The organism is Bacillus sp. 17RED48 (genome assembly GCF_019837545.1).
GTDB lineage: Bacteria > Bacillota > Bacilli > Bacillales > Bacillaceae_G > Bacillus_A > Bacillus_A wiedmannii.
The window spans coordinates 414,646-441,439 of sequence record NZ_JADAXG010000004.1 but is presented as its reverse complement, the minus strand read 5'-3'; the positions used below and the strand labels follow the sequence as shown (position 1 = coordinate 441,439).

At 34.7% G+C, this 26,794-nt stretch carries 27 protein-coding genes and 2 pseudogenes; 21 read left to right on the top strand and 8 right to left on the bottom strand.

The window, feature by feature from the left end:
* The first annotated feature begins 301 nt into the window (after positions 1-301).
* From brnQ4 to ILT06_RS19290, 3 genes are all read left to right on the top strand, one after another.
* A complete protein-coding gene (gene brnQ4, locus ILT06_RS19300; protein WP_396021591.1) occupies positions 302-1,639 on the top strand; it encodes a branched-chain amino acid transport system II carrier protein BrnQ4 in 1,338 nt (445 codons plus the stop codon).
* Between the two features lie 67 nt (positions 1,640-1,706).
* Entirely contained in the window at positions 1,707-2,036 is a 330-nt protein-coding gene (csaA, locus tag ILT06_RS19295) for a chaperone CsaA (RefSeq protein ID WP_064474175.1), read from the top strand.
* Between the two features lie 18 nt (positions 2,037-2,054).
* The gene (locus tag ILT06_RS19290) at positions 2,055-2,582 is read left to right on the top strand and encodes a DUF1572 domain-containing protein (protein WP_064474174.1); all 528 of its coding nucleotides are present in this window, start codon (positions 2,055-2,057) and stop codon (positions 2,580-2,582) included.
* Here ILT06_RS19290 and ILT06_RS19285 read toward each other — a convergent pair.
* Positions 2,555-2,860, bottom strand: coding sequence for a permease (locus tag ILT06_RS19285; RefSeq protein WP_141669099.1), 306 nt, complete (start codon positions 2,858-2,860; stop codon positions 2,555-2,557). The genes ILT06_RS19290 and ILT06_RS19285 overlap by 28 nt on opposite strands.
* Positions 2,861-2,864: 4 nt before the next feature.
* The gene (locus tag ILT06_RS19280; RefSeq protein ID WP_064474173.1) at positions 2,865-3,161 is read right to left on the bottom strand and encodes a hypothetical protein; all 297 of its coding nucleotides are present in this window, start codon (positions 3,159-3,161) and stop codon (positions 2,865-2,867) included.
* A gap of 89 nt (positions 3,162-3,250) precedes the next feature.
* Between ILT06_RS19280 and spoIIP the strand changes: the two genes are divergently transcribed.
* The 5 genes from spoIIP to ILT06_RS19255 all read left to right on the top strand — a co-directional run bounded on the left by spoIIP (position 3,251) and on the right by ILT06_RS19255 (position 8,013).
* Entirely contained in the window at positions 3,251-4,405 is a 1,155-nt protein-coding gene (gene spoIIP / locus ILT06_RS19275) for a stage II sporulation protein SpoIIP (RefSeq protein ID WP_064474172.1), read from the top strand.
* Positions 4,406-4,631: 226 nt separating this feature from the next.
* A complete protein-coding gene (locus ILT06_RS19270) occupies positions 4,632-5,129 on the top strand; it encodes a GNAT family N-acetyltransferase (protein ID WP_142315068.1) in 498 nt (165 codons plus the stop codon).
* An 11-nt stretch (positions 5,130-5,140) separates the two neighbouring features.
* On the top strand, positions 5,141-5,881 hold the full coding sequence (locus ILT06_RS19265; protein ID WP_064474170.1) for a M15 family metallopeptidase: 741 nt from the start codon (positions 5,141-5,143) through the stop codon (positions 5,879-5,881).
* Between the two features lie 23 nt (positions 5,882-5,904).
* Positions 5,905-6,351 (top strand): NUDIX hydrolase, encoded by a 447-nt coding sequence (locus ILT06_RS19260; RefSeq protein ID WP_222655373.1) that lies wholly within the window; start codon positions 5,905-5,907, stop codon positions 6,349-6,351.
* A 186-nt stretch (positions 6,352-6,537) separates the two neighbouring features.
* Positions 6,538-8,013, top strand: coding sequence for an amidase family protein (locus ILT06_RS19255; protein WP_222655372.1), 1,476 nt, complete (start codon positions 6,538-6,540; stop codon positions 8,011-8,013).
* Between the two features lie 45 nt (positions 8,014-8,058).
* On the opposite strand, the gene ILT06_RS19250 is transcribed toward ILT06_RS19255, so the two are convergent.
* Entirely contained in the window at positions 8,059-9,276 is a 1,218-nt protein-coding gene (locus ILT06_RS19250; protein WP_064474167.1) for an MFS transporter, read from the bottom strand.
* Between the two features lie 276 nt (positions 9,277-9,552).
* On the opposite strand from ILT06_RS19250, the gene ILT06_RS19245 reads away from it, so the two are divergent.
* The 8 genes and pseudogenes from ILT06_RS19245 (at position 9,553) to ILT06_RS19210 (ending at position 16,573) form a co-directional block, all read left to right on the top strand.
* Positions 9,553-9,981, top strand: coding sequence for an NfeD family protein (locus ILT06_RS19245; RefSeq protein ID WP_222655371.1), 429 nt, complete (start codon positions 9,553-9,555; stop codon positions 9,979-9,981).
* A gap of 2 nt (positions 9,982-9,983) precedes the next feature.
* Positions 9,984-10,955, top strand: a complete 972-nt coding sequence (locus ILT06_RS19240) for an SPFH domain-containing protein (protein WP_000257391.1) — start codon at positions 9,984-9,986, stop codon at positions 10,953-10,955.
* Between the two features lie 234 nt (positions 10,956-11,189).
* Positions 11,190-11,312, top strand: a pseudogene (locus ILT06_RS19235) (histidine phosphatase family protein); the annotation flags it as partial.
* Positions 11,313-11,952: 640 nt separating this feature from the next.
* Positions 11,953-13,083, top strand: coding sequence for an RNA-guided endonuclease InsQ/TnpB family protein (locus ILT06_RS19230; protein ID WP_222655370.1), 1,131 nt, complete (start codon positions 11,953-11,955; stop codon positions 13,081-13,083).
* Between the two features lie 141 nt (positions 13,084-13,224).
* A pseudogene (locus tag ILT06_RS19225) lies at positions 13,225-13,725 on the top strand (histidine phosphatase family protein); the annotation flags it as partial.
* A 6-nt stretch (positions 13,726-13,731) separates the two neighbouring features.
* Positions 13,732-14,514, top strand: coding sequence for a Cof-type HAD-IIB family hydrolase (locus ILT06_RS19220; protein WP_064474003.1), 783 nt, complete (start codon positions 13,732-13,734; stop codon positions 14,512-14,514).
* A gap of 142 nt (positions 14,515-14,656) precedes the next feature.
* Positions 14,657-15,202: a MarR family winged helix-turn-helix transcriptional regulator gene (locus ILT06_RS19215; protein ID WP_064474002.1), complete on the top strand. Its 546-nt coding sequence runs from the start codon at positions 14,657-14,659 to the stop codon at positions 15,200-15,202.
* A gap of 171 nt (positions 15,203-15,373) precedes the next feature.
* Entirely contained in the window at positions 15,374-16,573 is a 1,200-nt protein-coding gene (locus ILT06_RS19210) for an MFS transporter (protein WP_064474006.1), read from the top strand.
* 24 nt (positions 16,574-16,597) lie between these two features.
* On the opposite strand, the gene ILT06_RS19205 is transcribed toward ILT06_RS19210, so the two are convergent.
* A complete protein-coding gene (locus ILT06_RS19205) occupies positions 16,598-17,059 on the bottom strand; it encodes a DinB family protein (RefSeq protein ID WP_064474001.1) in 462 nt (153 codons plus the stop codon).
* Positions 17,060-17,230: 171 nt separating this feature from the next.
* On the opposite strand from ILT06_RS19205, the gene alr reads away from it, so the two are divergent.
* Complete coding sequence (gene alr / locus ILT06_RS19200; protein WP_064474005.1) at positions 17,231-18,406, top strand: alanine racemase; 1,176 nt, start codon at positions 17,231-17,233, stop codon at positions 18,404-18,406.
* 20 nt (positions 18,407-18,426) lie between these two features.
* On the opposite strand, the gene ILT06_RS19195 is transcribed toward alr, so the two are convergent.
* Genes ILT06_RS19195 through ILT06_RS19185 form a run of 3 tightly spaced genes read right to left on the bottom strand, consistent with a single transcriptional unit; the run spans position 18,427 to position 20,922 of the window.
* Positions 18,427-19,140, bottom strand: a complete 714-nt coding sequence (locus ILT06_RS19195) for a class I SAM-dependent methyltransferase (RefSeq protein WP_064474000.1) — start codon at positions 19,138-19,140, stop codon at positions 18,427-18,429.
* Positions 19,133-20,020 (bottom strand): GNAT family N-acetyltransferase, encoded by an 888-nt coding sequence (locus ILT06_RS19190; protein ID WP_064473999.1) that lies wholly within the window; start codon positions 20,018-20,020, stop codon positions 19,133-19,135. The genes ILT06_RS19195 and ILT06_RS19190 overlap by 8 nt, the downstream gene beginning before the upstream one ends.
* 23 nt (positions 20,021-20,043) lie before the next feature.
* Positions 20,044-20,922: a nitrate reductase gene (locus tag ILT06_RS19185; RefSeq protein WP_088047474.1), complete on the bottom strand. Its 879-nt coding sequence runs from the start codon at positions 20,920-20,922 to the stop codon at positions 20,044-20,046.
* A gap of 385 nt (positions 20,923-21,307) precedes the next feature.
* Here ILT06_RS19185 and ILT06_RS19180 point away from each other — a divergent pair, with 385 nt between their 5' ends.
* Both ILT06_RS19180 and ILT06_RS19175 read left to right on the top strand, forming a co-directional pair.
* Positions 21,308-22,516 carry a macrolide family glycosyltransferase gene (locus ILT06_RS19180; RefSeq protein WP_064473997.1) on the top strand — a complete coding sequence of 403 codons (1,209 nt, stop codon included), beginning with the start codon at positions 21,308-21,310 and terminating at the stop codon, positions 22,514-22,516.
* Between the two features lie 169 nt (positions 22,517-22,685).
* A complete protein-coding gene (locus ILT06_RS19175) occupies positions 22,686-23,531 on the top strand; it encodes a YitT family protein (protein ID WP_000831975.1) in 846 nt (281 codons plus the stop codon).
* A 46-nt stretch (positions 23,532-23,577) separates the two neighbouring features.
* On the opposite strand, the gene pdxR is transcribed toward ILT06_RS19175, so the two are convergent.
* Positions 23,578-24,978, bottom strand: a complete 1,401-nt coding sequence (gene pdxR / locus ILT06_RS19170; RefSeq protein WP_064473996.1) for a MocR-like pyridoxine biosynthesis transcription factor PdxR — start codon at positions 24,976-24,978, stop codon at positions 23,578-23,580.
* A 130-nt stretch (positions 24,979-25,108) separates the two neighbouring features.
* On the opposite strand from pdxR, the gene ILT06_RS19165 reads away from it, so the two are divergent.
* Both ILT06_RS19165 and ILT06_RS19160 read left to right on the top strand, forming a co-directional pair.
* Positions 25,109-25,531: a GNAT family N-acetyltransferase gene (locus tag ILT06_RS19165; protein WP_064473995.1), complete on the top strand. Its 423-nt coding sequence runs from the start codon at positions 25,109-25,111 to the stop codon at positions 25,529-25,531.
* Between the two features lie 147 nt (positions 25,532-25,678).
* Positions 25,679-26,791, top strand: coding sequence for a metallophosphoesterase (locus ILT06_RS19160; RefSeq protein ID WP_064473994.1), 1,113 nt, complete (start codon positions 25,679-25,681; stop codon positions 26,789-26,791).
* Positions 26,792-26,794: the final 3 nt, after the last annotated feature.

Below are 26,794 nucleotides of genomic sequence, written 5' to 3'. Positions count from 1 at the left end.
GATTTTCAAAAAAATCAATTTGAAAATATGTTTTTATTTTTCAACTAAATATGTTACTATATGTGTGATAAAAACAAAGAGGTCTGACAACTATACTCCACGCAATACCACTCTAATGAGTTAAAAATTCAAAAAAATCAAAAATTAATAGTTGGAGTAAGAATAAGGGGAATGGAGAAATTATGGAGAAAGACACTGCTTTGTAAGGGGCATATTTTATCATCTTGAGCAGAGAGGAGGATGCATAGCATATTGTGAAAATAAAGATAAACAATGAAAAAGTGCTATGCAAATGAAAAGTATGAAGGGACGTTTAAGGCCAGGTGATACGATAGCAATTGGTTTAATGTTATTTGCACTATTTTTAGGAGCAGGAAATTTAATTTTTCCGCCAGTTTTAGGGCAACAAGCTGGAGAGAATGTTTGGATTGCTACAATTGGATTCCTAGTGACGGGAGTCGGATTACCCCTATTAGCTGTAACAGCTGTCGCGTTTGTAGAGGGGGACTTGAAAGCGCTATCTTCTAGAGTTCACCCTATATTTGCGTTTATTTTCCCATTGATTAGTTATTTAGCGATTGGACCATTTTTCGCGATTCCGCGTACGGGAGCCGTTTCATTTGAAATGGGTATGAAGCCGTTTTTATCAGAGGCAATGGTTTCAGAGTGGTATATGCTGTTTCTATTCACAATAGTTTTCTTCGGAATAACGTGGTATTTATCATTAAATCCATCTAAATTAGTGGATTGGTTCGGAAAATTCCTTACACCATTGTTAGTATTGATTGTTGCTGTTATTGTCGGAAAGGCAATTATTGATCCAATTGGAGAACCAGCTGCGCCGCTAGCGGCATATCAAGAAAATGCTTTCTTTGGTGGATTTATACAAGGATATTTAACGATGGATGCAATTAGTGCGCTTGTATTTGGAATTGTCGTTGTACAAGTTATCCGCTCTAAAGGGATACAAGAGAGTAGTGAAGTTGCAAAAATAACAGTAGTATCAGGTATTATTGCTGTACTTGGTTTAACGTTAATCTATTTATCACTTGCTTATCTTGGTTCAACAAGTACATCACTTGGTGTTTCCGAGAATGGTGGACTTATTTTAACGAATGTTGTAAATGAGTTATATGGAACAAGTGGTAAAATTTTATTAGGACTTGTTATTATACTTGCTTGTTTAACAACTTCTGTTGGATTAACATCAGCTTGTGCTGGCTTCTTTACAAACATATTCCCAAAACTTTCGCATAAAATGATTGTTACGATGGTATGTGTGTTTAGTTTAATTGTATCTAACCTAGGTTTAACACAATTAATTGCAGTCACTTTACCAGTGTTAATGATCATTTATCCAGTTGCAATCGTATTAATCGTACTTTCTTACTTCCATAAATGGATAGGGAAGCGTAATACCATTTATATTGGAGCTATTTTAGGTGCATTGTTAATTAGTTTCTTTAACGGTTTAGAAAGTGCGAACATTCAAATTGACGCGATTTCTAACGTATTACAAATGCTACCATTATATAAAGAAGGAATAGGATGGTTAATCCCATCATGTATTGGCGGGATTCTCGGTTTCTTCTTCTATAAATCAAATGAATCAAGTGAATTACAAAAGAAAGGTGCTTAGGCGCCTTTCTTTTTTTAAAAGGGAATTTTTGTGTTTTGTCTAAGTAATAATTGGGAGGAATGATAAAATGGCTAATTTTGAAGATTTTTTAGCTTTGGATTTACGAATTGGAACTGTAACACATGCAGAGGAATTTAAAGAAGCGAGAGTTCCGGCAATTAAACTTGAAATTGATTTTGGAGAGCTTGGAATTAAGCAGTCAAGTGCTCAAATTACGAAGAGATATAATCCAGAAGATTTAATTGGTCAGCAAATCGTTGCGATTGTAAACTTTCCACCGAAGCGCGTGGCTGGATTTAAATCAGAAGTACTTGTTTTAGGCGGAGTACCTGAAGCTGGTGATGTCGTATTACTTCAGCCTAATATGGAATTACCAAATGGAACAAAAATTAGTTAGTGTAAAGGCGGGGGTAACATGGATATTCGACGAGAATATTTACAATGTGCCATATCGAATTTTGAAGCAACAAAGAAACAAGGGGAACGGGTGCTTTCTCAATTATCATATGAACAGATCGAATGGTCTTCTCATGAAGCAACAAATAGTATATCGGTTATTATAAAGCATCTGCAAGGTAATATGCGTTCTAGATGGACGGATTTTTTAACATCTGATGGTGAAAAAATAGATCGTAACCGAGATGCTGAATTTGAAGGTGGTTATCATTCTAAGGAAGAGGTTCTAGCAGCATGGAATGGCGGATGGGAATATGTTTTGAAAACGATGCATGTGCTAACGCCAGAAGATTTATTACAGACGGTATATATTCGTGGTGAAGCACATACGGTCATGCAAGCAATTGAAAGACAAATTTCTCATTATGCTTTGCATATAGGACAAATTATTTACATTGGTAAAATGTTAAAAGAAAACGAGTGGGAATGTTTAAGTATTCCTAGAGGACAGTCTGCACGTTATGTAGAGAAAAAACGTTCAACATAATAATAGGAAAGAAAACGATATAAAATGGGAAATAAGAAAACCACCCAAATAATAGATGGTTCTGTAATCATAAGCATGCTGCCAAAAATAAGTCCATATATAATAAGAAAGAAATTAAAAAGCGTATTTACGGGGATAAATCGTGAGATGAATACTTGCTGTCGTTTAAAGCAATCACTGTGAAATAAATAAAAGCGGAAGTACGATGTGGCAGTAATAAGATCTTTCTTTCGCGCAATTCTTTTTTTGCATGTATGACAGATGAATGGTGGTTGCATTTCATTACGCTCCATTTTTTATTTTCGTAATAATGTAAGACAAGATTAAGTGCAAGGAGTATATTCCTATATACGCTCCTGATATAAGAAAAAATGGGTTTAGTAAAATTCCATGAATGCTTGTCATAAAAACTAAATCTTGTATTAAAACGTCATATATATTAATAGAAATAATTGTACCGAGTACATAAAGTGCTACATAAGCTGAAATATGTAACGCAACACGGATTGTAGGATGCTTAGTAAGCCAATAAAAAATAAATGATAGTACAATGGGTAATGTTCCTATTAGTAGCTTCAATTCATTTCACCTCATTAACAATATAGCCGGAATTTAGACGGTCTATTCTCTAGAGCTTGTACATAACTTGAAATAGAGAGGGTGATAGTATGAATCGAGGCTTCTTTTATGTGAAGTTCACAAGTGTACGTAAGTTAGTTTTATTTATTATTACTACAGTACTAGCGACTTTTTTTCTTATTAGTATGATGGTAACCTCTATGAAAGAGACAAAGTCAACGTATTTATATAATTGGTTAAATGAGTTATCGATGAATGGTTACATGTACGTTCTTGGGAAAGAGAATCATTATTTTACACAGGAGTATCGAAATTTAAATCAAGATTTTTCAATTTCTTCGTTTCTCTTTTCTATGGCTACGAATATTCGTTTTAACGATGTACGCAGTTTTGTCGGCAAAGAGTTACCTGGTTTTGGAAAGTACGATACAGAAATTGTTATTGCGGGTGAAGGGACAAATTATTCTAACTTACCGATAGAGTCGAGCGTTCCGCTTGAAGAAGTGGTAAAAGAACGGACTGGTGAAGGTGGACAGGCTCAAAAGCCGGATACAAACAAAGAGAAAAAGCAACCGGCTCAAACGACAGGAAAAAGACAAGTTGCGCTTATTTATCATTCGCATAGTTGGGAATCTTATTTGCCGTTACTAAATTTAGCAAACGATCCAAATCCGAATAAAGCAACAAGTTCCGTTACGAATATTTCAATAGTCGGCGATCGATTTCGTGAACAATTAGAAAGTGAAGGGATAGGAGCTACTAATGACAAGACTGATGTCGGCCAAAAGTTGATTAGTAAAGGGTTAAATAGTAATAGTTCTTACAAAGTGTCACGGGAAATTGTACAAGAAGCAATGACAGGCAATAAAGAACTGCAGTACTTCTTTGACTTGCATCGTGATAGTGCTCGGAAAAATGTCACGACAAAAGCAATTGGAGATAAATCATATGCAAAGCTTGCTTTCGTAATAGGGAAAGGCAATAAAAATTATGAAAAGAACTTACAATTAGCAACAGCTCTTCATGAGGAAATTAATAAGAAATATCCAGGAATGAGTCGTGGTGTCATTCAAAAAGGATTCCAAACAGGAAATGGTGTCTACAATCAAGACTTATCAGGGCAAGCGATATTAATTGAAGTTGGTGGCGTAGATAATACAGAGGAAGAACTAAATCGATCAATTGATGTACTTGCTAAAGCGTTTGGTGAATATTTCTGGCAGGCAGAAAAGGTGAATGGATAAAATGAAACATAAATTAGTGGGAGAGTCTGAAAAAACGTGAGTGTAAATCTTGCGTTTTTTCTTTGTAATGATGAGGTGTCACAGAATAGACAAAATTTGCCGTTGTTATGGTAATATCGAAATTTGTCAAATAATACTGGGAGATTTACAAAGGGATTTTCGGAAAATTAGAGAAAATCTTTTTACAAGGAAAACTTTTTATTATAAAACTGGTAGGGTGATAGAAGTGATTAGGGAGATCAAAATAGAAGATGCAGCACCATTTTTGCAATTAAGTAAGCAACTAGATGAAGAAACGAAATTTATGTTATATGAACCAGGAGAAAGAAAATTTACAGTCGAGCAACAAGAACAAATGATTCATCGCTTTATAGAAAATGAATATGCAACAATATTCGTAGCAGTTGAAGAAGAACGTGTAGTAGGGTTTATTTTAGTGAATGGAAATCATATTCAAAGAAAGAGACATGTAGCAAGTATTGTAATTGGTATTTTGCAAGAGTATAGCGGGCGAGGTATTGGGACGAGATTGTTTAAAGATGCTGAGAAGTGGGCAAGATTACATGATGTATGGCGTTTAGAATTAACGGTAATGGCCCACAATACAAGAGCTCAGGCACTATATAAAAAAGCTGGATTTGAGAAAGAAGGTGTCAAAAGAGCTGCTCTTATTATCGATGGAGAGAACATCGATGAGTATGAAATGGCCAAATTATTAAAATAAGAGGTCGTTATATGAAAAAAAGATGGACACTACTTGGTATCGTAGCGATGATACTCATTGTTGGAGTAGCAGGAATCAATTATAAAATGTATAAGGATAAGCAGGCTCGAGAGGTAAATGTGAATAACATATTTCCGAAAGCGAAAGAAACGATTGCGAATATGGATGGTGATATTGCGGTAATTAGTAATCCGAATTCGATGCTTGTACTTGTGAATAAAAGTAGACGCTTACCAGATGGATATAGACCGCCAGATTTAGTTATTCCGAAAGTGCGCTATTCTAGTGAAGGTGATCAAGAAAAGAAAAAAATGAGAAAAGAGGCAGCGAGTGCGTTAGAGGAAATGTTTCAGCAAGCTGATCAGGAGCGCATTTTCTTGTTTGCAGTCTCTGGATTTAGATCTTTTGATCGACAAAAAGCATTAAATACGATGTATAAAAAGCAAGATGGAGAAGCAAAAACAGCGATGTCTAGCGCGGTTCCTGGTACGAGTGAACATCAAACAGGGCTTGCTATGGATATTACATCTCAAGCTGCTAAGTTTCAGTTAGAGACAATTTTTGGTGAAACGAAAGAAGGGCAGTGGCTGTCTGAAAATGCCCATAAATTTGGCTTTGTAATTCGATATTCAAAAGAGAAAGAATCGCTTACGGGCTATCGATATGAACCATGGCACGTAAGGTATGTGGGGAACCCACAAGCTACATATTTATATGAAAATCAACTGACACTTGAAGAAGTAACGCAGTGAACAATTGAGGGGAGAGAAGGATTATGACGGTGCTATATAAGAAAAAAGTACACGCATATGTGACAAGAGAAAAAGAAGGAGTAATGCAACTGCTTGTTTTTAAACATCGTGATATACCTGAAGCTGGTATACAAGTACCAGGGGGAACAGTTGACGAAGGGGAAACGTTAGAAGCAGCAATTTTACGTGAAGTACAAGAAGAGTCTGGATTACGTCATTTATGCATAGAAAGATTCCTAGCCGATTACATCATACTTGTGAAAGAGAAAAAGGAATATCAAAAGCGGCATTTTTTCCACGTAACGTTACTAACAGATGTAAAAGATGATTGGGAACATATTGTAAGTGCCGGTGAGGAAGATCAAGGATTAGCATTTTGCTACGAATGGATTGATATTGCAAAATGCCCTGCATTAGCTGGGAAACAAGGTGAGTTTTTACATTTGTTAGATGAGGTATATGTAAAGTAATAAAAGAGTCTGAAGCGGAAATCCAATCGTTTCAGACTCTTTTTATTTTTCAGGAAATAAAAGGTTTTTACATTGGTAAGTTGAATTCTTTGAAAGGGATTGTAGTTGTATATGCGAGGAGCGGAGAAAATGAAAAAGTAATAGATACACGTTATCAATAAAAGCTTTTAAAGAAGGAGAATGAAGATGGAGATTCAGTTCAATGCACGATTACAAAAAGAATTAACAATTCATGATATACAAGTAGCGATGAAAGCTGGGCAATTAACTTCAAAAGAATTAGTTATGTATTATCTTCATAGAATCGCGAAATATGATCAAGAAGGACCAAAAATCAATTCTATTTTAGAAATCAATCCAGACGCTATCTTTATTGCAGAAGCGTTAGATTATGAAAGAAAGACAAAAGGTGGACGGGGACCATTACATGGTATACCTGTTTTACTTAAGGACAATATTGAAACGAATGACTCTATGCATACCAGTGCAGGTACGATTGCCCTGGAACAAAATATTAGTAGTGAAGATGCATTTCTTGTTACGAAACTACGAGAAGCAGGAGCAGTGATAATAGGAAAAACAAATATGACAGAATTAGCAAATGGAATGTCTTTTGACATGTGGGCTGGATATAGTGCAAGAGGTGGACAAACAATAAACCCTTACGGTACAGGTGAGGATGATATGTTTGTTGGAGGCTCAAGTACAGGATCTGCGATAGCAGTTGCTGCTAATTTTACAGTAGTATCTGTTGGAATGGAAACAGATGGTTCTATATTGAGTCCAGCTGTTCAAAACTCTGTAGTCGGTATTAAACCGACTGTTGGTCTAATTAGTCGTAGGGGAATTATTCCGCTTACTTATTCACAGGATACAGCGGGACCATTTGCTAGAACGGTAACAGATGCTTCTATTTTGCTAGGGAGTTTAACTGGGGTAGATGAGAAGGATGTAGCTACTCATAAAAGTGAAGGTATGGCAGAGCAGGATTATACAAAATATCTTGATGTTAATGGCTTACATGGCGCAAAGATTGGTGTATTTAGCAATGCACCTAAAGGTTATTATGAAACTGGTGAGTATGATGAAAAATTGTTTAAGGAAACGATTGAAGTGTTGCGTAGTGGGGGTGCGACAGTAGTAGAGGATATTAATATTCCGTCTTTTCATAGAGAATGGAGCTGGGGTGTATCGCTCTATGAATTAAAGCATAGTTTAGATAACTATCTTTCAAAATTACCTTCTACTATTCCAGTGCATTCTATTTCAGAGTTAATGGAGTTTAATGAAAATATAGCAGAAAGAGCTTTGAAATATGGACAAACTAAGTTGGAGAGAAGAAAAGATGTTCCTAATACGTTAAGAAATCCAGAATATTTAAATGCAAGATTAGAAGATATATATTTTTCTCAAGAACAAGGCATTGATTTTGCACTGGAAAAATATAATCTGGATGCGATTCTGTTCCCTTCTTATATAGGCTCCACTATATGTGCGAAAGCAGGTTATCCGTCTATAGCAATACCTGCGGGATATATGGATAATGGGAGACCGTTTGGAATTACTCTTGCAAGCAATGCTTTTTCTGAGGGGACCTTGATTAAACTAGCATACGCTTTTGAACAAGCGACAAAGCATCGGAAAATCCCTAACTTATCATGAATAAAATAAATAGGACAGGAATTCCTGTCCTATTTATTTTGTTCATTAAAGTGAAATATCTTTTTTCTCTGTTTTATCATATTTTAATAAGTTAAATGATAAACAAGCAGAGCACAATATAAGGAAAGAAGCGAGAATATAAATAGTACGAACACCGAACAGGTCGGTAATAATTCCAACGCTAAGCATAGAAAGACCAGAAGCTGTCGAGAGGATTGCACCATGAGCTGTATACATTTTTGATAATAAAGTAGGGGCTACACTAGATTGTAGTACTGTCGTTTGAGAAATATCTCTAATTTGATAACATGGCCCCATTAGAACGCATAGAAAAAGCGCAATAAACCCGCTACTTGTCATACCATATAAAAATGTAAGAATACTAAACATAAGAGAGCCTATCGCCATGGAGCGTATTAAATTGTTTTGAATGTATGTACTCATTTTCCATGCTAATATCCCGCCAATTAACGTCCCTACATAATAACTTGTATTAATATATCCCCACCATTCTTCTCCTTTATGAAGAACAGTCGTTACATAAGCCATTGTAATAGCACCGATCCAGATTGTCCCTGCGAAAGTTTCAATTAAGTCCATACATGTAACGATACGGAGAGACGGGTTTTGAAATAAGAGTCTCCAACCTTCCAATAAAGCAGCGCCTTTTGAAGAAGAAGGCTCTATTACTCGTTCAGTATGTATGGAACGTAATGAAAGGTGTAGTGCAACACACCCAAAAATCATCAAAATGTTATTCATCATGAGTGTAGAAGTAGCATCGATAAGAAGAACTATAACACTTGTAAATGAATAAGCAGCGGCTTGCGCAATTTGTGTGGAAAAGGAAAAAATACTATTTACTTTTACTAATTGTTCTTTTCGTGTAAGGCGAGGAAGGATACCGTATAATAACGGTGCGCTCCAGCCGCTACATAAAGAAATGAAAAAAATGAAAATGAATAGTGTTACAACGTTTGAGGAAAGGGCCGGGAATAATATCATTAATAAAAATAATAGAACAGTTTTTGTCCATTGTAGTGTGAAAAGTAATGAATAAGATGAAAAACGATTCATTATAAGTGGTGCAGATGTATTTGCTATAAGATTAGTTATGACTTGTGCTAATGGAAAAAGAGCGGTTAATGTAGCTGATTTCGTTGTGATATACATATGAGTTGTAATAATCATGATGTATACGATGTCAGCGAGAGTAATGCATATTTTAGAGCCTAAATAGTAAGTTAATGAACGACTTTGCAACAAGCACACCACTTTCCTAAAAAATAATATTTTAGTAGTTAAAATAATTATAAATTGAAAATTAAATTTTCGAAAGAATTTCATTTTTTTGTCGCTTTTTGAAAGGGATTTTCATATATAATGAAGAATATATTAATATAGTATTTTATTGATGCTTTTTATAACAGTGAATATGTACAATAGCTTGTAGTAAATGCCCCGGTATAAGAAAGGGCGGATAAACCATTCTTTTCTTCATATACATATAGAAAATGAGAAAGAAAGTGAGGGTTGCATATGGCTGCTTGGGTAATTTGGTTTGTAATAGCTGGTATTTTATTTATTGCGGAAATGTTGTCGATTACGTTTTACATGCTTTGGCTTGGAATTGGAGCTGTTATCGGAGGTCTAATTGCCTTGTTTGCTCCTGAAGCACTACTGTTACAAGTTGTTGCTGGTGCGATTGTAAGTTTAACATTGACTTTCTTTACGAAAAGAATTTCAAAAAACTTTCGAGAAGCAAAAGGTTTTACTGATACAGTAGATATGCTTGTCGGTAAAAAAGGCATTGTTATGCAAGCGATTACAAAAGAAGCGAATGGTATTGTGAAGGTGGATGGAGATATTTGGACAGCTATTGCAGATGATCCAATTGATGCTGGAGAAAAAGTTATTGTTATAAAGAGGCATAGTACTATATTACAAGTAAAGAAGGAGAGTGAATAAATATGGCAGTAGCATTAACATTAACGATTATTTTCGCACTAATTGTTGTTACATTTATTGCATTAACAATTAAAATTATTCCACAGCAAAAAGTTGGAGTCGTTGAAAGATTTGGTAAGTTTCAGCGTATTATGGAGCCGGGATTAAATTTATTAATACCAATTGTAGACCGTGTTCGTGTATATCATGACTTACGTATTCAACAAACGAATGTACCACCACAGAAGGTAATTACGAAAGATAATGTACAAGTAGAAATTGATACAATCATTTTCTATCAAATTGTGGAACCAGAACTTGCGACATATGGTATTTCGAATTATGAATATGGTGTTCGTAATATTACTTCTGCAACGATGCGTCAAATCATTGGTAAAATGGAACTGGATGAAACGTTATCTGGTCGTGAAAAAATTTCAACAGAAATTCGCTTAGCACTTGATGAAGCAACAGAAAAATGGGGCGTTCGCATTGAGCGTGTTGAAGTTGTTGATATTAATCCGCCAAAAGATGTGCAAGCATCGATGGAAAAACAAATGAAAGCAGAACGTAATAAACGTGCGATCATTTTAGAAGCTGAAGCTGCAAAACAAGATAAAGTCCTTCGTGCTGAAGGTGAAAAGCAAAGTAAAATCTTAATGGCTGAAGGGGATAAAGAAGCACGTATTCGAGAAGCTGAAGGTATAAAGGAAGCAAAAGAACTAGAAGCGCAAGGGGAAGCAAGAGCGATTGAGGAAATTGCAAAAGCAGAACAAAATCGAATTGAATTACTTCGTGCAGCAGATTTAGATGAACGCGTACTTGCCTATAAATCATTTGAATCATTGATTGAGGTTGCAAAAGGTCCAGCAAATAAAGTCTTTATTCCGTCTAATGCAATTGAAACACTTGGTACTCTCGGGGCAATTGGAGAAATCTTTAAAGAAAAACAAGCGAAGAAATTGCCTTCTTCCGATACACCAAAAGAACAATAAGAGTGAAAAAGAGAAATGGGATGCCATTTCTCTTTTTATTTTTGAGTAGGATAAAAAATATTAGTCCTTTGCCATTATGGATAGGGCTTTTTTGTTTGTCACTTTTCAAAGAATTATAAGTTTAGAGTGTTTGGAATTGTTAAGTGGAATAACACGTTTACTAGACGGTTAAAAAACTGTCAAAGTAATATATTTTTGTTAAAGAAAATTTAAAATATGATATAATGGGATTTTGTGGATATTAAACAAGGGAGTGGGAAACAAGTGCAAATATTATTAATACGTCACGGTGAATCCGAAGCAGATATTTTACATGTACATGAAGGACGAGCTGACTTTGAATTAACAGAAAAGGGTAACTAACTGTTACGATTTATTTAACCAATTATAACGAAAGTTAATTAAATATATCAGTAAGCCCTGCTAGTCAAGTGATTGGCTAGTAGTGAGGGTTAACTGCGGGCAATCCCTAAAGCTGATTGAACTACAACGTGGCTAGAAATAGCGAGCGTGAATGTCGCGAAAGCAGAAAAAATCAATCAGATCGTGCAAGGTTAAATCCTAAACACTAGAACAATGGGTCTTCCGCCTCGAATCATCTAAGTCAAAATGGATAAGATGAACGTTCAACGACTATCTCGTATAACTGACGAGAGTACATCACAAGCCTATGGTGATGGAAAAATCCTCTATCTTTAAGTAGATAAACATATAGTCTGCGCTCATGTGAAAACATGAGAAGTTCATAAGAGAACTGGCTAAGGAATTGCGCCCTTAGTTGAACAAGATAAATTTTATTGAATCTATCAAACTTTATTGAAAACACCGAACATACGCGCTATGTTAGGTTCAATGAGGTGAGAATAATAATGAAATTTTCACGAGTTAGTCAAGTATCAGAATTAACAGGTTTGCATCCGAGTAGTCTAAGGAGAATGCTGGTGGAACACGCTACTATTCAGAAGAACAAATCTTTCATTAAAGGAGTTAAATTCTGATGATATTGGCGAAGAAAGTCAGACTAATTCAAACGCCTGAACAAGAAAAAGTGCTTAGAAACCATGCTGGTGCTGCAAGATTCGCTTATAACTATTGTAAAAGAATGAGTGATAGATATTATAAGCTATTTGGAAAATCTGTTTCACAGTTAGCTTTACAGAAACGATTTACAAGGATCAAGAAGCGAAAGAGATATGAGTGGTTAAAAGACATCAATGCACAAGTTCCTAAACAGGCTTCAAAAGATTTTGATACGGCGAGAAAAAATTCGTTCAAAAAGTACAAAAATGGTTCTCACACTTCTTATAAATCTAAAAAAGATTTAATCCAAGGATTTTATGCCAATTATGAAAGACTGGTTATAGGAAAGAAAGTAGTTCATATTCAGTCTATTGGAAAAGTGAAAACAAGCCAACAACTACCAAGAAACAAAAAACCATCCAATCCAAGAGTTACCTTTGATGGTCGTCACTGGTGGATTAGTGTAGGATTCCAAGAAGACTTTGAATTACAAGAACTAACCGATGAGTCGATTGGTGTGGATGTTGGTTTAAAAGAGCTGTGTGTAGCTTCTAATGGTACGAAAGAACGAAATATAAATAAAGATGCTAAGGTTAAAAAACTTTTGAAAAGGAAAAAGTTAGCACAAAGAGATATGTCTAGGAGATTTAAAAAAGGTGTAAAAATTCAATCTGCCGGATATGAAAAAGCGAAAGCTGAGCACCTGCGGTTATCTAGGAAAATTACGAATATCCGAAATAACCATATCCATCAAGCAACAGCAAAATTGGTGAAAACCAAACCAATGAGGATTGTTGTGGAAGACTTACCTATCTCAAACCTGTTAAAAAACAAAAAACTATCGAAAGCATTTTCATTTCAAAAATTAAACTTCTTCTTTCAATGTTTGTCATACAAGTGCGAGAAGTATGGCATTGAGTATGTAAAAGCTGATAAATGGTTCGCCTCAAGCAAGATTTGTTCATGTTGCGGAGTAAAATACGACCATTCAGTTCAACCAGAAGGACAGTGGAGTTTAAAAATACGTGAGTGGTGTTGTGCTGGGTGCAATAGCCACCACGATAGAGATTTAAATGCTTCGATAAATTTATCAAGATGGGTAAAATAAATGCTTGATAATAGGAGGTAACGATACTGCCTCGTGTGGAGTGTTATACCCCTCGTCTCTTCGGGGTTGCGAGAACACGATGAAGCACTAACTCGTGTAAATTTGATTGAATTGTATAGATTTAGTTAAGTTTATCGTATCGGAAGACAGCAAGTGCAAAGGCTTGTAAAGAAAGTGAAAGCAGATTTTCCACCAGATTTCATTTGGGCAAGTACATTAAAGCGTGCTCGTGAAACTGGTGAAACGTTAGCTGAAGGAATTGGATGCCCAATTCAACTAGAAGAGGAATTAATGGAGTTTAATAACGGAGTGCAAGCAGGCTTATCTTTTGAAGAAGCAAAGAAATATCCAGAGCCAAAGTTTCTTCATGACCGTTTTGAAAATGGGGAATCATTTATTGAATTTAGAATGAGAATAGAAGGAATCTTTTCTAAAATCGTGACAGAGAATACATATGACCGAATTGCAATCGTTGCACACGGTGGTGTAATAAATAGTCTATTACGTGCGTTTTTCAAAATGCCAATTTCAATGGATTATTATTTTAAAATGGGAGATACGGGAATAAGCTTAATTGAAATTGATGGTGAACAAAAAACGGTGCATTTTATTAATGATACGAATCATTTGGACGGGATATAAAGACCTATGTACAAAGTAGTGTTTTTTGATGTTGACGGTACGCTTTTAAGTGAGATTGATAGAAGTATGCACGAAAGTACAAAAGAAGCAATACAAAGATTAATAGATAAAGGAATTCACGTAGTTGTTACAACAGGGAGACCATATGGCTTATGTTCGCAATTTAAGGAACTAGGCATACATACATTTATTTCTGCAAATGGTGCACATATTAAGTGTGAGGAAACAGTTATACATAAATCAGTACTTTCCAGTGAAATCGTTCATGATATCTCAGAGTTTGCAGAATTAAATGGTCACGGCGTTTCTTATTTTACTGAGGGTTTTACAATGAACGGAATAGCCTCAGATAATGAGCGTGTAATGCAAGCGCTTAGCGAGACGTTAAATTTAGGGGAGTACCCTGAAAAAAGCAAGGATTTGTCTGAAGAGATCTATTGTTTATGTCTGTATGCGGATGAAATAGAATCTCAAAAATTTATTGAAAAATACCCAATGCTTACATTCGACCGTTTTCATGGTTATGTCATAAATGTATTGGAAGATAATAAAGTATCGAAGCTCACCGCAATTCAAAAAGTATTGGATCACTTAAACATTTGTAAATCAGAAGCAATTGCTTTTGGTGATGGTGGAAACGATATTGAGATGTTGCAATATGTAGGATTAGGAATTGCGATGGGGAATGGCGGAGAAGTACTAAAAACAAAAGCTGATTTCGTTACAAAGAAGGCGAGTGAAGGTGGTATTTCCTTTGCCTTAAAGGAGTTTCGTATTATTGAAAAATAATAGCTAGTCAGTTTGAAAAATCCTGTTTTCATGACAGGATTTTTTGTTTAACAATATTCTTGCAATAAAAGTAAAAATGTGAGTATAATGAAAAAGTAGTTAGGTAAGCTAATTAATTTAAGGGAAAGGAGAGTGAAGATAAATGGGTTCAAAAAATGATTCTCTTCCTTTAGGGATTGGGCCGTATACAGAGTTAATAAAAAAGACAGCATCAGCGGATACGGATCCAATCGCAGCAAAACTTGGTTTGTTAATGTTATGGACGTCTGATAATGTTCTTGATGCTGTTGATGTAGATTTAGCTCCGCTTGGTATATCGGAAAGTAAATTAGATTTTTTACTGTTGTTTATTTTGCGTGAAATGGAATCAAATGGGGAAGAAGTGAATATGAGTCCTTCTGATATTGCGAGTCGATTAGGGATAACACGTGCTTCTGTCACTGGCTTATTAGATTGGATGGAGAAACGAGAGTTAATCGTAAGATTCCATCATTCTGAAGATCGAAGAAGACTAAAAGTGAAAATTACTCCGAAAGGAAAAGAGCTAGTTACGCACTCTTTACCAACCTTTTGGTTATCTTGCGCTTCGTTAGTTGATGACTTTAATCAAGAAGAGCGTCAAGTTTTAGAGAAGCTATTAAATAAAATGCAAGTAAATATGCAGGTGAAATTAGGTGAAGGTAGGTAAATAAGTTGATTATAAGGGTCAACTTATTTATTTGGGAATATAATTAGCATACCTTATTATATGTTTAGCTAACTTTAGAGGCAATCATACTTTTTACGATGTAATTAAAATAAGTAAGCGTACTTTAGAGGTTTTAAATAGAAAAAATCGTAATAAGGGAGTGATATTATGATGGCAATAGGAAAGAAAATAAATAGTGAAAAGAATTACACAATAATGACCGTTGTATTATGTTGGTCGGGTATGGTAGTTATGTCTAGCTTATATGTAACAATCCCTTTAATTGCACTATTTTCAGACCTTTTTAATGTTTCACTAGCGCAATCTGCAGCTACAGGCAGTATATTTTCTGTTGGCTTTGCTATAGGTTGCTTGTTATTTGGGGCAATCTCTGATAAATATGGGCGAAAAAAAGTGATCTTCATTGGATTACTTGCTCTGTCGATTATTTCGTTTTCCTTAGGGTTTGTGGATAGTATATTGTGGCTTGTTATTTTTAGGGGCTTACAGGGTATTGCAGCATCTACATTTTCTCCGGTAGCGTTAGCTTACGTTGTAGAAATATTTCCAGTAGAAAAAAAGGTTACAACAATAGGATTTGTTAGTACCGGTTTTTTAGTAGCTGGAATTGTAGGTCAGGTAATAAGTACGGTTGTTAGTCAACATTTTGGATGGCATATGGTGTTCTTTCTTCTTAGCGTTCTCTACATGATTACTGCTGTATGGGTTCATTTTTCACTTCCGAAAGGGGAGATATCTCAATCCTATACTGATATTTTGGGACCGTTTAAACAGATGGGCAAAGTCTTTACACATAAAAGCTTAGTATTGAGTTATATGATTGCGTTTGTTTTATTGATGGCTTTTGTTAATATGTACACTGTTTTAGGAAATTATTTGAGCTCTTCTACTTACAATTTAACTACAGAACAAATCCTTTATTTTCGCTTAGCGGGGTTATTTGGTATGATTCTATCACCAATTGCGGGTCGTTTAACGAAGAGGTTCGAAGTAAGGAAAGTTCTTCAAGGTGGATTGCTGGTCGCTATTTTTAGTCTAAGTGCAATGGGCTTTGTTTCGTATCTGCCTCTTCTAGTCATAATGAGTGTTTGTTTTGTAATTGGTATTGCTATATCCGTTCCGTCTTTAGTTGCTCTTGTCGGCCAATTAGGAGGGAAAGCAAGGGGAATAGCAGTTTCTATCTATACCTTTGTTTTATTTTTAGGTACTAGTATAGGACCCCTCATTTCTATTTATCTTATGAAAATAGGAAGTTATACTCAAACGTTTATTTTATTAGGAATGTTACTTTTTATTGGATTTATTGCTTCTCTATTTATTAATAATGAACGTGTATTTGATGATATGTAAATTGGATAATGAATGAGTGGAAAATCACTCAAATAAAGGAATGCGAGGATCTTTCATATGCTCGCACAATAAAATATGAACTTGCCCACGATGATGATAAAAATGTGAGAGAATTTCAAGTAACCATTCAAACCGAGAATAAGAAACACCCCAATAGGCAGTCATAACTTCTGCTAATTCTTCTTGGGAATAGGATAAAAAAGTTTTAGAAAGTAAATCGTAGCCCTGTATCATCGTTTGTTGCATTTGCGTAATTGTTTCGGGTGTTTGTTCTTTATAGAAAGTATGTAGTTGTTTTTCTGTAATACCATTTAAAATGAGTAAATCTGCATGGCAAATAAGAGAAAGATGTGCACACATTTCAAATACAGATCGCTTTGCGTGAATGGGTTGTATTTTTAAACTATCTTCATTATATTGGTTAAGCATTTGAATAGAAGTATCAACAGCAACTTGTAGTTGATGCAAGGCAGATTGTACAAACATTGTAATTCTCCTCTTCTCCGTATATAATAGTTTCTTAAGAGTATTATATCATACTCAAAATTCCGAAAATTCTAGTAGTTTGACTAGCATATTGAAAAGTATTATATTGTAAAAGGTCATATGAAACGTGAAATAGAATGGAATGCAATTATTGAGTTAGGAGTTAGACCAATGAGTTTGAAATATGGAAGAGATACAATTATTGAAATTGACTTAAATGCAGTAAAACATAATGTAAAAGAATTTAAAAAGCGTGTGAATGATGAAAATATTGCAATGATGGCTGCTGTAAAAGCAAATGGGTATGGCCACGGGGCGGTTGAAGTTGCGAAAGCTGCTATTGAAGTAGGAATAAATCAGCTTGCAGTTGCATTTGTAGATGAAGCGATAGAGTTAAGAGAAGCAGGAATTAACGTGCCGATTTTAATTTTAGGTTATACATCAGTAGCAGCGGCGGAAGAGGCAATTCAATATGACGTTATGATGACTGTTTATAGAAGTGAAGATTTACAAGGTATAAATGAAATCGCAAACCGTCTTCAAAAGAAAGCGCAAATTCAGGTGAAAATTGATACAGGAATGAGTCGTATCGGTTTACAAGAAGAAGAGGTTAAACCATTTTTAGAAGAATTAAACCGTATGGAGTATGTAGAGGTAGTAGGAATGTTTACACATTACTCTACGGCAGATGAAATTGATAAATCATATACGAATATGCAAACAAGTTTATTTGAGAAAGCTGTCAATGCAGCAAAAGAATTAGGAATTCATATTCCATATATTCATAGTTCAAATAGTGCAGGTTCAATGGAGCTTAGCAATACATTTCAAAATATGGTTCGTGTAGGTATTGGAATATATGGAATGTATCCTTCAAAAGAGGTAGATCATGCAGTCGTTTCTTTACAGCCTGCGTTGTCGTTAAAATCAAAAGTAGCTCATATTAAACATGCGAAGAAGAATCGCGGTGTAAGTTATGGGAATACGTATGTAACGACTGGTGAAGAATGGATTGCAACTGTACCGATTGGTTATGCTGATGGCTATAATCGTCAGTTATCTAATAAAGGGCATGCATTAATAAATGGAGTTCGATTACCTGTTATTGGCCGTGTTTGTATGGATCAGCTCATGTTAGACGTTTCAAAAGCAATGCCAGTACAAGTTGGGGACGAAGTAGTATTCTACGGTAAACAAGGTGAAGAAGAAATTGCGGTAGAAGAAGTAGCGGATATGTTAGGTACAATTAACTATGAAGTTACATGTATGTTAGACAGAAGAATCCCGCGTGTTTATAAAGAAAATAATGAAACGGCTGCTGTCGTAAATATACTAAGAAAAAACTGAATCGTTATGATTCAGTTTTTTTATTTTTGACAAATGAAAAATGCTCTATTTGTACCGTGTAATTGAATGTTCTTAAAACCTACAGATTCCAACGAAGAAATTATTTCTTCATCGGAATAACAAGCTTCCTCAAAAGAAAAGTCACTTCTTGTCCAAGTATTATCTATGTCATGTTGAAATAGTATAAAGTTCATTTCTGCTTTTTTATTTTCGTTATCATAGGTAGAATCAATCGTACATACATATTCTTCCACTGAAATATGAAATGAAGCAATCCAATTTTCAAGAAAACCTTTCTCCATATTCATATCAAATACAAATGTACCTTTGCTATGTAATACGGAGTAAACATTACGAAAAACATTTATTAATTCATCTAATTTTAAAATATGGTTTAAGCTATCGCCAGTAGAGATAACATAGTGAAATTGCTCATTTATATTGAAATAACGAGCATCATCGACGATAAAGGTTGCATCCGGCGCGTTTTGACGTGCGTATTCAATCATTTGAGCAGAACCATCTATACCAGTTACTACAAAAGTATTATCAATTAATTTCTTAGTAAGGTGACCAGTCCCGCAGCAAAGATCTAAAATATGAGAATGTGGTGGTGCATATTGTAAAACGATTTTTTCCAAAAGTAGATAGGAGTGTTCAGCATAATGCCCCCAATGTTTATTATAAATGGATGCGAAAATATCATAATCAGAATAAATTAGTTTTTTACACATATGTATTCACCTCAAGATTCATTACATTATAATAGTCATGCTTCGTTTTCATTTCAAAACCACATTGTGTATATAGTTTTAAAGCATTGTTATTTTTCGTTTCGACGTCTAATTCAATTGTTGAAACTCCTTTTGTAATAAGGGTATGTACCATATAACTAAGAATATCTTTACCATATCCTTTACCTTGATAAGAAGGATGAACGGCGAATCCTGATAGTGTAGTAGATTGTTCTTGCTCAGAAACCGTAATCGTTCCTATCACTTTTTCGTCGATAAGGGCACTGTAAACTTGATGGGAAGGTAAATTCATCATTTTTTGTAACCATATAGCGGTATTTTCTGCTGAATCTCCAAAAGCTTTACTGGAAATTTCAATAAGATCAAGAAGTGATTCTGAAGAGGCAAGAGTAAGCTGTATAGTATGCTTTGGTGTTTTTTGTACTTCTTTTGTTTTGAACTCCATACTATATTCACTATATAAATAAGGTAACTTCATATGTTTTGCAAATTCTTTCCCGGAAATAGAATCTCCATTCGTAATAAGAAGAGCTTCATCTGCCTCTCTTATTCGTATTTCTTTTATTGCAGCTTGTAAAAGAGTAGTGCCTATATGTTGTTTCCTATAGTTCGGATGAACAAACCCTATTAACTCCAGTTTTGTCGGTCTTTCAAAATCATACATACTTAATGAACCGATTAATTGAGTATCGTCATAAAGTAGAAAATCATTTATCTCTTCATTAGTACGAGCAGTTAAAAAGTTTATATGTAAATGTGACGAATAATCAATTTGATCGTATTCCCCGCAAATATGAGCTAAATCTTTCATTTGCTGAATTGCATTTGCTGTTAAAGATTTCTTTTGTTCAATATTCATTTCATAATCCCTCTCATTCGTATTTAAAAATAGACTGGATGACTTAGCCACTTTTCTAACTCCACGCTGCCCTGAACAGATAATAATCGGTACAAATATCGATAGGGATGTCTACATTCTTCAAGACGGGGAATGGGCATAATGGTTTCGTAACCTTGTTTAAAAGCATGAGCCTCTTTTTCAGTAAATATATATTCTAAGCCGATAAAATCAAACTCCCGGGGAGCAACTGCGTAGGCTTCTGTATCTACTAATCCCGTAATAGTTGTACCATCTGATAAAAACTGAGTAGGGTCCATATCAATTAAAACGAGCGTTGATTCCTTTGGTGCTGGTAAGGAAGAAAGTTGTGATTCAAAAGTAGGAAATGCATTTTGTATGCTTTCATTATCGGAATAAAACATATTCACAATCTCTTTACTCACATTCAAAATGTGTGATTGGAATTCATCTAGTGTAACTTGAAATGAGCCTGGTACATTTCCTATGTAATCGGTTTTAAATTTATGTATTTCTGCAAGCCCTTTTCCTAGATTGAATAAAATAGAATCTGGTTGCCCGATAAAAGATTGAACTGTGTTACCTACTAACTTTTCGGCTACAACGAACTCACGACCATTTAAAATATGTTTTTCTAATATTGCGGGGATAGGAAGATTAGTATGTGCTAGCAACAATGTATGTACAGCTTCTAAATGATGTACGTTCCTTGGGTCAATTCCAAATAGGTTTTTACATCCCCACCAAAAATCATTGTTTGGCTCTTCCGTTATTTTTGAGGAACGAACAATAACTTCTTCAGCTGCTGTTTTAACAAGAAACACATCGCTTGCATGGTCTTCATAACCTGGGTGTAAAGTTTGGACAGATAAAATAGGTGAAGTGAATAGTTGTTGTAGCATAAAAACGCTCCTTTTTCTGTAAATTCTATAAATTCATTATATAACAGAATATGTTCCAAGTGGATAATGATAGGGACAACATAGAACTTAAATAAATTTATAGTGAGAAATCAGTGTGGAAATTATATTTTTCTACTTTTGTATGAATTATCAAAATAATATTTCTGATGATAAATCTGTAAAAACACCCGAATGTAAATCTCTTATTTTCAGTAAATGAAGAGTTAAGCGCTCTTTTATAAGAATTATAATGTTGGTTATGAAAAATATTTCTCAATAATAAAATGAAGAGAAAAATGTGAAGAAATAGAATAGATTCCTTTATAATAGTTTTAAATTAATTAATATAATTAATTATTAATAATATTAGATAGGAGAGAATATGATGGCAAATGTACTCGTAATAAATTTCCCTGGAGAAGGTCATATAAATCCGACTTTAGCTATTGTAAGTGAGTTAATTCGGCGAGGGGAGACAGTTGTTTCGTATTGTATTGAAGATTATAGAAAGAAGATTGAAGCAACAGGTGCAGAATTCCGAGTGTTTGAGAATTTCCTCTCTCAAATTAATATTATGGAACGAGTAAATGAAGGTGGGAGTCCTTTGACGATGCTATCTCATATGATTGAGGCATCAGAGCGTATTGTGACTCAAATTGTAGAAGAAACAAAAGGAGAAAAGTACGATTACTTGATATACGATAATCATTTTCCCGTAGGAAGTATTATAGCCAATGTTTTAAAATTACCTAGCGTTTCTTCTTGTACAACATTTGCTTTTAATCAGTACATTACTTTTAATGATGAACAAGAATCAAGACAAGTAGATGAAACGAATCCATTATATCAATCTTGTTTAGCGGGAATGGAAAAATGGAATAGGCAGTATGGAATGAAATGTAATAGTATGTATGATATTATGAATCATCCTGGTGATATTACTATCGTATATACTTCAAAAGAATACCAGCCGCGTTCAGATGTATTCGATGAATCGTATAAGTTTGTCGGCCCATCAATTGCTACTCGAAAAGAAGTAGACAGCTTTTCTATGGAAGATTTAAAAGATGAAAAATTGATTTTCATTTCTATGGGAACAGTTTTTAATGAACAACCTGAACTATATGAAAAATGTTTTGAAGCGTTTAAAGATGTAGAAGCGACAGTCGTATTAGTAGTTGGTAAGAGGATAAATATAAATCAATTTGAAAACATTCCGAATAACTTTAAGTTGTATAATTACGTACCGCAATTAGAAATATTACAGCATGCTGATGTATTCGTGACACATGGTGGTATGAATAGTTCGAGTGAAGCACTATATTACGGTGTCCCGTTAGTTGTAATTCCTGTAACAGGAGATCAGCCTTTAGTTGCGCAACGAGTGACTGAAGTAGGGGCTGGAATAAGGATTAATCGTAAAGAATTAAGTTCTGAATTGTTACGTGAGACTGTAGAGAAAGTAATGGATGATGTAACGTTTAAAGAAAATAGTCGTAAAGTTGGAGAGTCACTTCGAAATGCTGGTGGGTATAATAGGGCAGTTGATGAAATATTAAAAATGAAAATGAATTCATACTCAAAACTTAAATAAATGTTTGGAGCACACTTACTGTAATATGTAAGTGTGTTTCTATAAATAAATTACATAAAAAATCACTGTAAAGGTGAAACTTTTGTGTATATAAACTCATATCTTTGAATCAGTAGTAAAATTACGTTAAAATAATACTAAGAAAATACATAAGTTTTGGGGGTAATGAATGAAAAGAGTATTTGAATACGTATTATTAACAATTGGATCGATTATTGTAGCGGGTTCATTAGAGCTTATTTTAGCACCTAATGGATTAGTAGATGGCGGGGTAACGGCCATTGCTATTATGGCAAATAAAGTTGCTGGATTACCGCTTTACGGAGTGTTTTTAGGACTTAATATTCCTATCCTGCTATTTACCGCAAAAGTAATGGGGAAGAAGTTCTTCATCCGTACATCTTATGCAAATGTAGTTACAACACTCGGATTAATCTATTTAAAACCATTTCCAGCGATTACGACTTCTGAACTATTAATTGTACTTTATGGTGGCGTACTGTTTGGAATAGGCGTTGGGATTGTTGTTAAAATGGGTGGAGCAATAGATGGATCAGAAATGTTAGCGGTTTGGATGAACAAACACTTTAAAGTACCGATTAGTACATTTTTACTTGCTGTAAATGCAGTTATTTTCACATTTGTAGCGATTTTATTTTCAATCGAACAAGCGATGTTCTCATTAGCAATTTTCTATATTGTTACGAAGATGATTGATTTCATATTAGATGGTATTAATCAAGGAAAGAGCGTCATGATTATTTCTGGTAAAAATAAAGAAATAGGCGATCTGCTTATGAAAGAATTGCAATTATCCGTTACGTATCTACATGGAGAAGGTGGTTTTTTAGGAGAACATAAGAGAATCATTTATTGTATTACAAACCGTTTCATTTATCCAAAAATGAAAGATCTCGTTCTCTCTGTAGATCCAACTGCTATCATTGAAGCTTCCTATTCAACAGAAACAACTGGTGTCAAACGTCCGGGAAGGGCAGCGAGATCAGAAAAATAGTGAATGAAAATAGCTCCACGTAAGTATAACTTGCGTGGAGCTATTCTTATTTAGGGAACCAGGCCTTTTTCAGTAATTGAACTACAGTTTCGATACAATTCTCTGGAATACTGCCAAAACCGAGCAATACATACGACTCATCCATTACATTATGAACAGAATCGTATGTGGAGAGAGGGTATAACTTAATACGTTCTTTTGCGGCTGCATGAATAAGTTCTTGTTCATTCATTCCGTTATGAACGTGAAGTACAATATGAAGTCCGGATTGTTCACCGAGTATATGAACGTTATTTCCCATCTCGTTTGTAATAGATTTAATTAAAGAAATATGTTTTCTTTTATATAACGTCCGACTGCGGTTAATATGACGTTCCCAATCACCATTTTGAATAAAGGTGGCAAAGGTAAGTTGTTGCAGCGTAGAAACTGTTTGTTTAAACATACCACCAAGCTCTTCATAGGCTCTTAACAGATGAGGTGGTAAAACAATATATCCCATTCGTAAAGAAGGTAAAAAAGATTTCGAGAAAGTTCCCATATAAATAACGCGTTCATTTGCATCTAGTCCTTGTAAAGAAGGAATAGGTTTTCCTATATAACGGAATTCCCCGTCGTAATCATCTTCAATAATATAGCCCTTACAATCATTCGCCCATTTTAATAACTCGAGTCTTCTAGATAACGGCATAATGATTCCAAGTGGAAATTGGTGAGATGGAGTGACATACGCTACATTGCAACCCGATTCACGTAAAGCGGAAATATGAATCCCTTTATTATCTAAAGGGATGGGGTGAACGGTAAGACCAGAACTTTGAATCATAGCAGGAATACGGTGAAATCCAGGGTTTTCGATTCCGAATTCCTTTTTTGAACCAAGTAGTTGAAGTAGTAGCCAAAGAAGAGGCTGCGTACCTGCTCCAATAATAATTTGATCAGGTGAAGAATGTACCCCGCGAGCATGATATAAATACTTTGAAATATGTTCTCGTAGAACGAGCTCACCTTGTGGATCTTCCTTAGCAAATAATTCATTTTCATACTGAAATAAAGTTTCGTGTATTGCTCTTTTCCAGTTTGTTATTGGAAAAGCTTTTTGATCAATAAGTCCTTGACTACAATCATAATCATATTGTTCGTCTTTTTTATTGTTAGCACTGTTTGACGCAATTTGCTGTTTCTTTTGAATGACATCAATATCAACTTCTGCAACAAAAATCCCACGTTTCGGTTTGCTTTCTACATACCCTTCAGCTAGTAATTGTTGATAAGCGGATTCCACTGTAATACGGCTCACATTAAGTTGCATAGCTAAATTTCTGTGAGAAGGAAGGCGTGTACCGGCACATAGTGACCCATGAGAGATTTCTCGTTTCATATATTCATAAATTTGTAAGTAAAGGGGTGTTTTACTTTGTAATACTAATGGGATAGTCAGATCCATTCGTGGACGCTCCTTTTCATACTGGCCTTATAAAAAAGAATAAAACTGTCACTTAAGCTAAGGGCAGTGGCTTTCTATAATGATGATATAACATTTAGAAAATTTTATAAATAGTAAGGGGAGAATCAAAATGAATATTAGAGAAGTAGTAACAGAAGCGGATTTACATGATGTATTTCCCGTATTACAGCAGTTACGAACGAAACTTTCAAGAGAAGAAGCAAGTTCTTTGTTTCAAAAAATGAAAGAAGAGAATTATAAACTATTTTCGCTACGTAATGAAGAGGATGAAGCAGTTAGTCTAGCTGGTGTAGCGATTTGTACGAATTTTTATAATGAGAAACATGTTTTCGTATATGATCTTGTAACTGCGGAAGCACACAGATCAAAAGGATATGGTAAAGTTCTGCTGTCATATGTAGAAAAATGGGGGAAAGAAAAAGGGTGCAGCTCTATCGTTCTTACATCTGCGTTTCAAAGAATGGATGCACATCGTTTTTATGAAAGAGAGGGCTATGATAAGGTAAGCTATTCTTTTTATAAAGAGCTATAATATTAAATAGGTTCCATGTTTAAAAATATATGGAACCTATTTTCTTTTCTGGATTTGAGCTAGCAACAGGTCCAGTAATATAATTTGTCGAATATTAGAAAATAACAAGGGAATATTGAATTTGGAGAATGTTAGGAGCGTTTATACTTGGAAAAAATAAAGAAATTATCTATACCAAATGATGGAAGAGTCATCATTATTTCTGATATTCATGGAGAATTAAATCTTTTTAATGAACTACTACATAAAATTAATTTTAAAGATGAGGATTATTTAATTATTAATGGTGATCTTTGTGAGAAAGGAAGAAATAGCATTGGCGTCGTAAACTATGTGATGGATCTAGTAGTTAGCAAGCCAAACGTTTATGTAATTGAAGGGAATTGTGAAGTTGTAGTTGAAGCACTTGTAAATGAAAATCCCGCGCTAATACATTATTTATGTACGCGAAAGAATACAATTTTTAATGAGTGGCTAGCGGAATTGAGTGTTACCGTTAATGAAGAAAGTGATATTTGTGAAGTGAAAAACATATTGATGGGTCATTTTTCAAAAGAAATAAAGTGGTTAACAGAATTACCAACAGCGATTGAAACAGAAGATTATATTTTTGTACATGCTGGCCTTGATGATAAAGAAGATTGGAAAGAAACAGAGCGCAAAAATGCGATAGCAATGCCAGAGTTTTTCAATAAATCACATAGAGCAAATAAGTATGTAGTTGTCGGTCATTGGCCTGTTGTAAACTATTCAGACAAGGCACCGTCTAACAATCCAGTTATTGATGAGGAGAAAAAGATTATTGCGATTGATGGGGGAAATGCGATTAAAGAAGCAGGACAATTAAACGCATTTATCATTCAGAGGGAAAGTGGAAGGGATACGTTTTTTTATACATATGTAGACTATTTTCCAGAGTATGAAGTAATAGCTGATTTTAATGCGAACACATCAATGCAGGGCGGGGTGACCTATCCGTACTATTACATAGAGCCTATGGAGAAGATGAAAGATTATACAATATGTAAGCAAAAGGAAACGAATAAATTACTCTCTGTGAAAAATGAATATATTAGGCAACTTGAGACAGGTGAATACACAGTGAAAACCGATATTTCTTGTGCACAAATAAGCGTAAGAAAAGGGGACATTGTTTCTCTCATTGATGGCAGCTGCTCAGGATATGATTTAATTAAAAGAGATGGAGTAGAAGGCTGGATAGAGAAAGGTATTTTAGTTGAGATAGAAAAGATGAAATAGGAG

Excerpts from the sequence above, each read along its gene's own strand:
- brnQ4 (WP_396021591.1), top strand. The coding sequence starts at position 302 with ATGAAGGGACGTTTAAGGCCAGGTGATACGATAGCAATTGGTTTAATG.
- csaA (WP_064474175.1), top strand. The coding sequence starts at position 1,707 with ATGGCTAATTTTGAAGATTTTTTAGCTTTGGATTTACGAATTGGAACT.
- ILT06_RS19290 (WP_064474174.1), top strand. The coding sequence starts at position 2,055 with ATGGATATTCGACGAGAATATTTACAATGTGCCATATCGAATTTTGAA.
- ILT06_RS19285 (WP_141669099.1), bottom strand. The coding sequence starts at position 2,860 with ATGCAACCACCATTCATCTGTCATACATGCAAAAAAAGAATTGCGCGA.
- spoIIP (WP_064474172.1), top strand. The coding sequence starts at position 3,251 with ATGAATCGAGGCTTCTTTTATGTGAAGTTCACAAGTGTACGTAAGTTA.
- ILT06_RS19265 (WP_064474170.1), top strand. The coding sequence starts at position 5,141 with ATGAAAAAAAGATGGACACTACTTGGTATCGTAGCGATGATACTCATT.
- ILT06_RS19260 (WP_222655373.1), top strand. The coding sequence starts at position 5,905 with ATGACGGTGCTATATAAGAAAAAAGTACACGCATATGTGACAAGAGAA.
- ILT06_RS19255 (WP_222655372.1), top strand. The coding sequence starts at position 6,538 with ATGGAGATTCAGTTCAATGCACGATTACAAAAAGAATTAACAATTCAT.
- ILT06_RS19245 (WP_222655371.1), top strand. The coding sequence starts at position 9,553 with ATGGCTGCTTGGGTAATTTGGTTTGTAATAGCTGGTATTTTATTTATT.
- ILT06_RS19240 (WP_000257391.1), top strand. The coding sequence starts at position 9,984 with ATGGCAGTAGCATTAACATTAACGATTATTTTCGCACTAATTGTTGTT.
- ILT06_RS19230 (WP_222655370.1), top strand. The coding sequence starts at position 11,953 with ATGATATTGGCGAAGAAAGTCAGACTAATTCAAACGCCTGAACAAGAA.
- ILT06_RS19220 (WP_064474003.1), top strand. The coding sequence starts at position 13,732 with ATGTACAAAGTAGTGTTTTTTGATGTTGACGGTACGCTTTTAAGTGAG.
- ILT06_RS19215 (WP_064474002.1), top strand. The coding sequence starts at position 14,657 with ATGGGTTCAAAAAATGATTCTCTTCCTTTAGGGATTGGGCCGTATACA.
- ILT06_RS19210 (WP_064474006.1), top strand. The coding sequence starts at position 15,374 with ATGGCAATAGGAAAGAAAATAAATAGTGAAAAGAATTACACAATAATG.
- ILT06_RS19205 (WP_064474001.1), bottom strand. The coding sequence starts at position 17,059 with ATGTTTGTACAATCTGCCTTGCATCAACTACAAGTTGCTGTTGATACT.
- alr (WP_064474005.1), top strand. The coding sequence starts at position 17,231 with ATGAGTTTGAAATATGGAAGAGATACAATTATTGAAATTGACTTAAAT.
- ILT06_RS19195 (WP_064474000.1), bottom strand. The coding sequence starts at position 19,140 with ATGTGTAAAAAACTAATTTATTCTGATTATGATATTTTCGCATCCATT.
- ILT06_RS19190 (WP_064473999.1), bottom strand. The coding sequence starts at position 20,020 with ATGAATATTGAACAAAAGAAATCTTTAACAGCAAATGCAATTCAGCAA.
- ILT06_RS19185 (WP_088047474.1), bottom strand. The coding sequence starts at position 20,922 with ATGCTACAACAACTATTCACTTCACCTATTTTATCTGTCCAAACTTTA.
- ILT06_RS19180 (WP_064473997.1), top strand. The coding sequence starts at position 21,308 with ATGGCAAATGTACTCGTAATAAATTTCCCTGGAGAAGGTCATATAAAT.
- ILT06_RS19175 (WP_000831975.1), top strand. The coding sequence starts at position 22,686 with ATGAAAAGAGTATTTGAATACGTATTATTAACAATTGGATCGATTATT.
- pdxR (WP_064473996.1), bottom strand. The coding sequence starts at position 24,978 with ATGGATCTGACTATCCCATTAGTATTACAAAGTAAAACACCCCTTTAC.
- ILT06_RS19165 (WP_064473995.1), top strand. The coding sequence starts at position 25,109 with ATGAATATTAGAGAAGTAGTAACAGAAGCGGATTTACATGATGTATTT.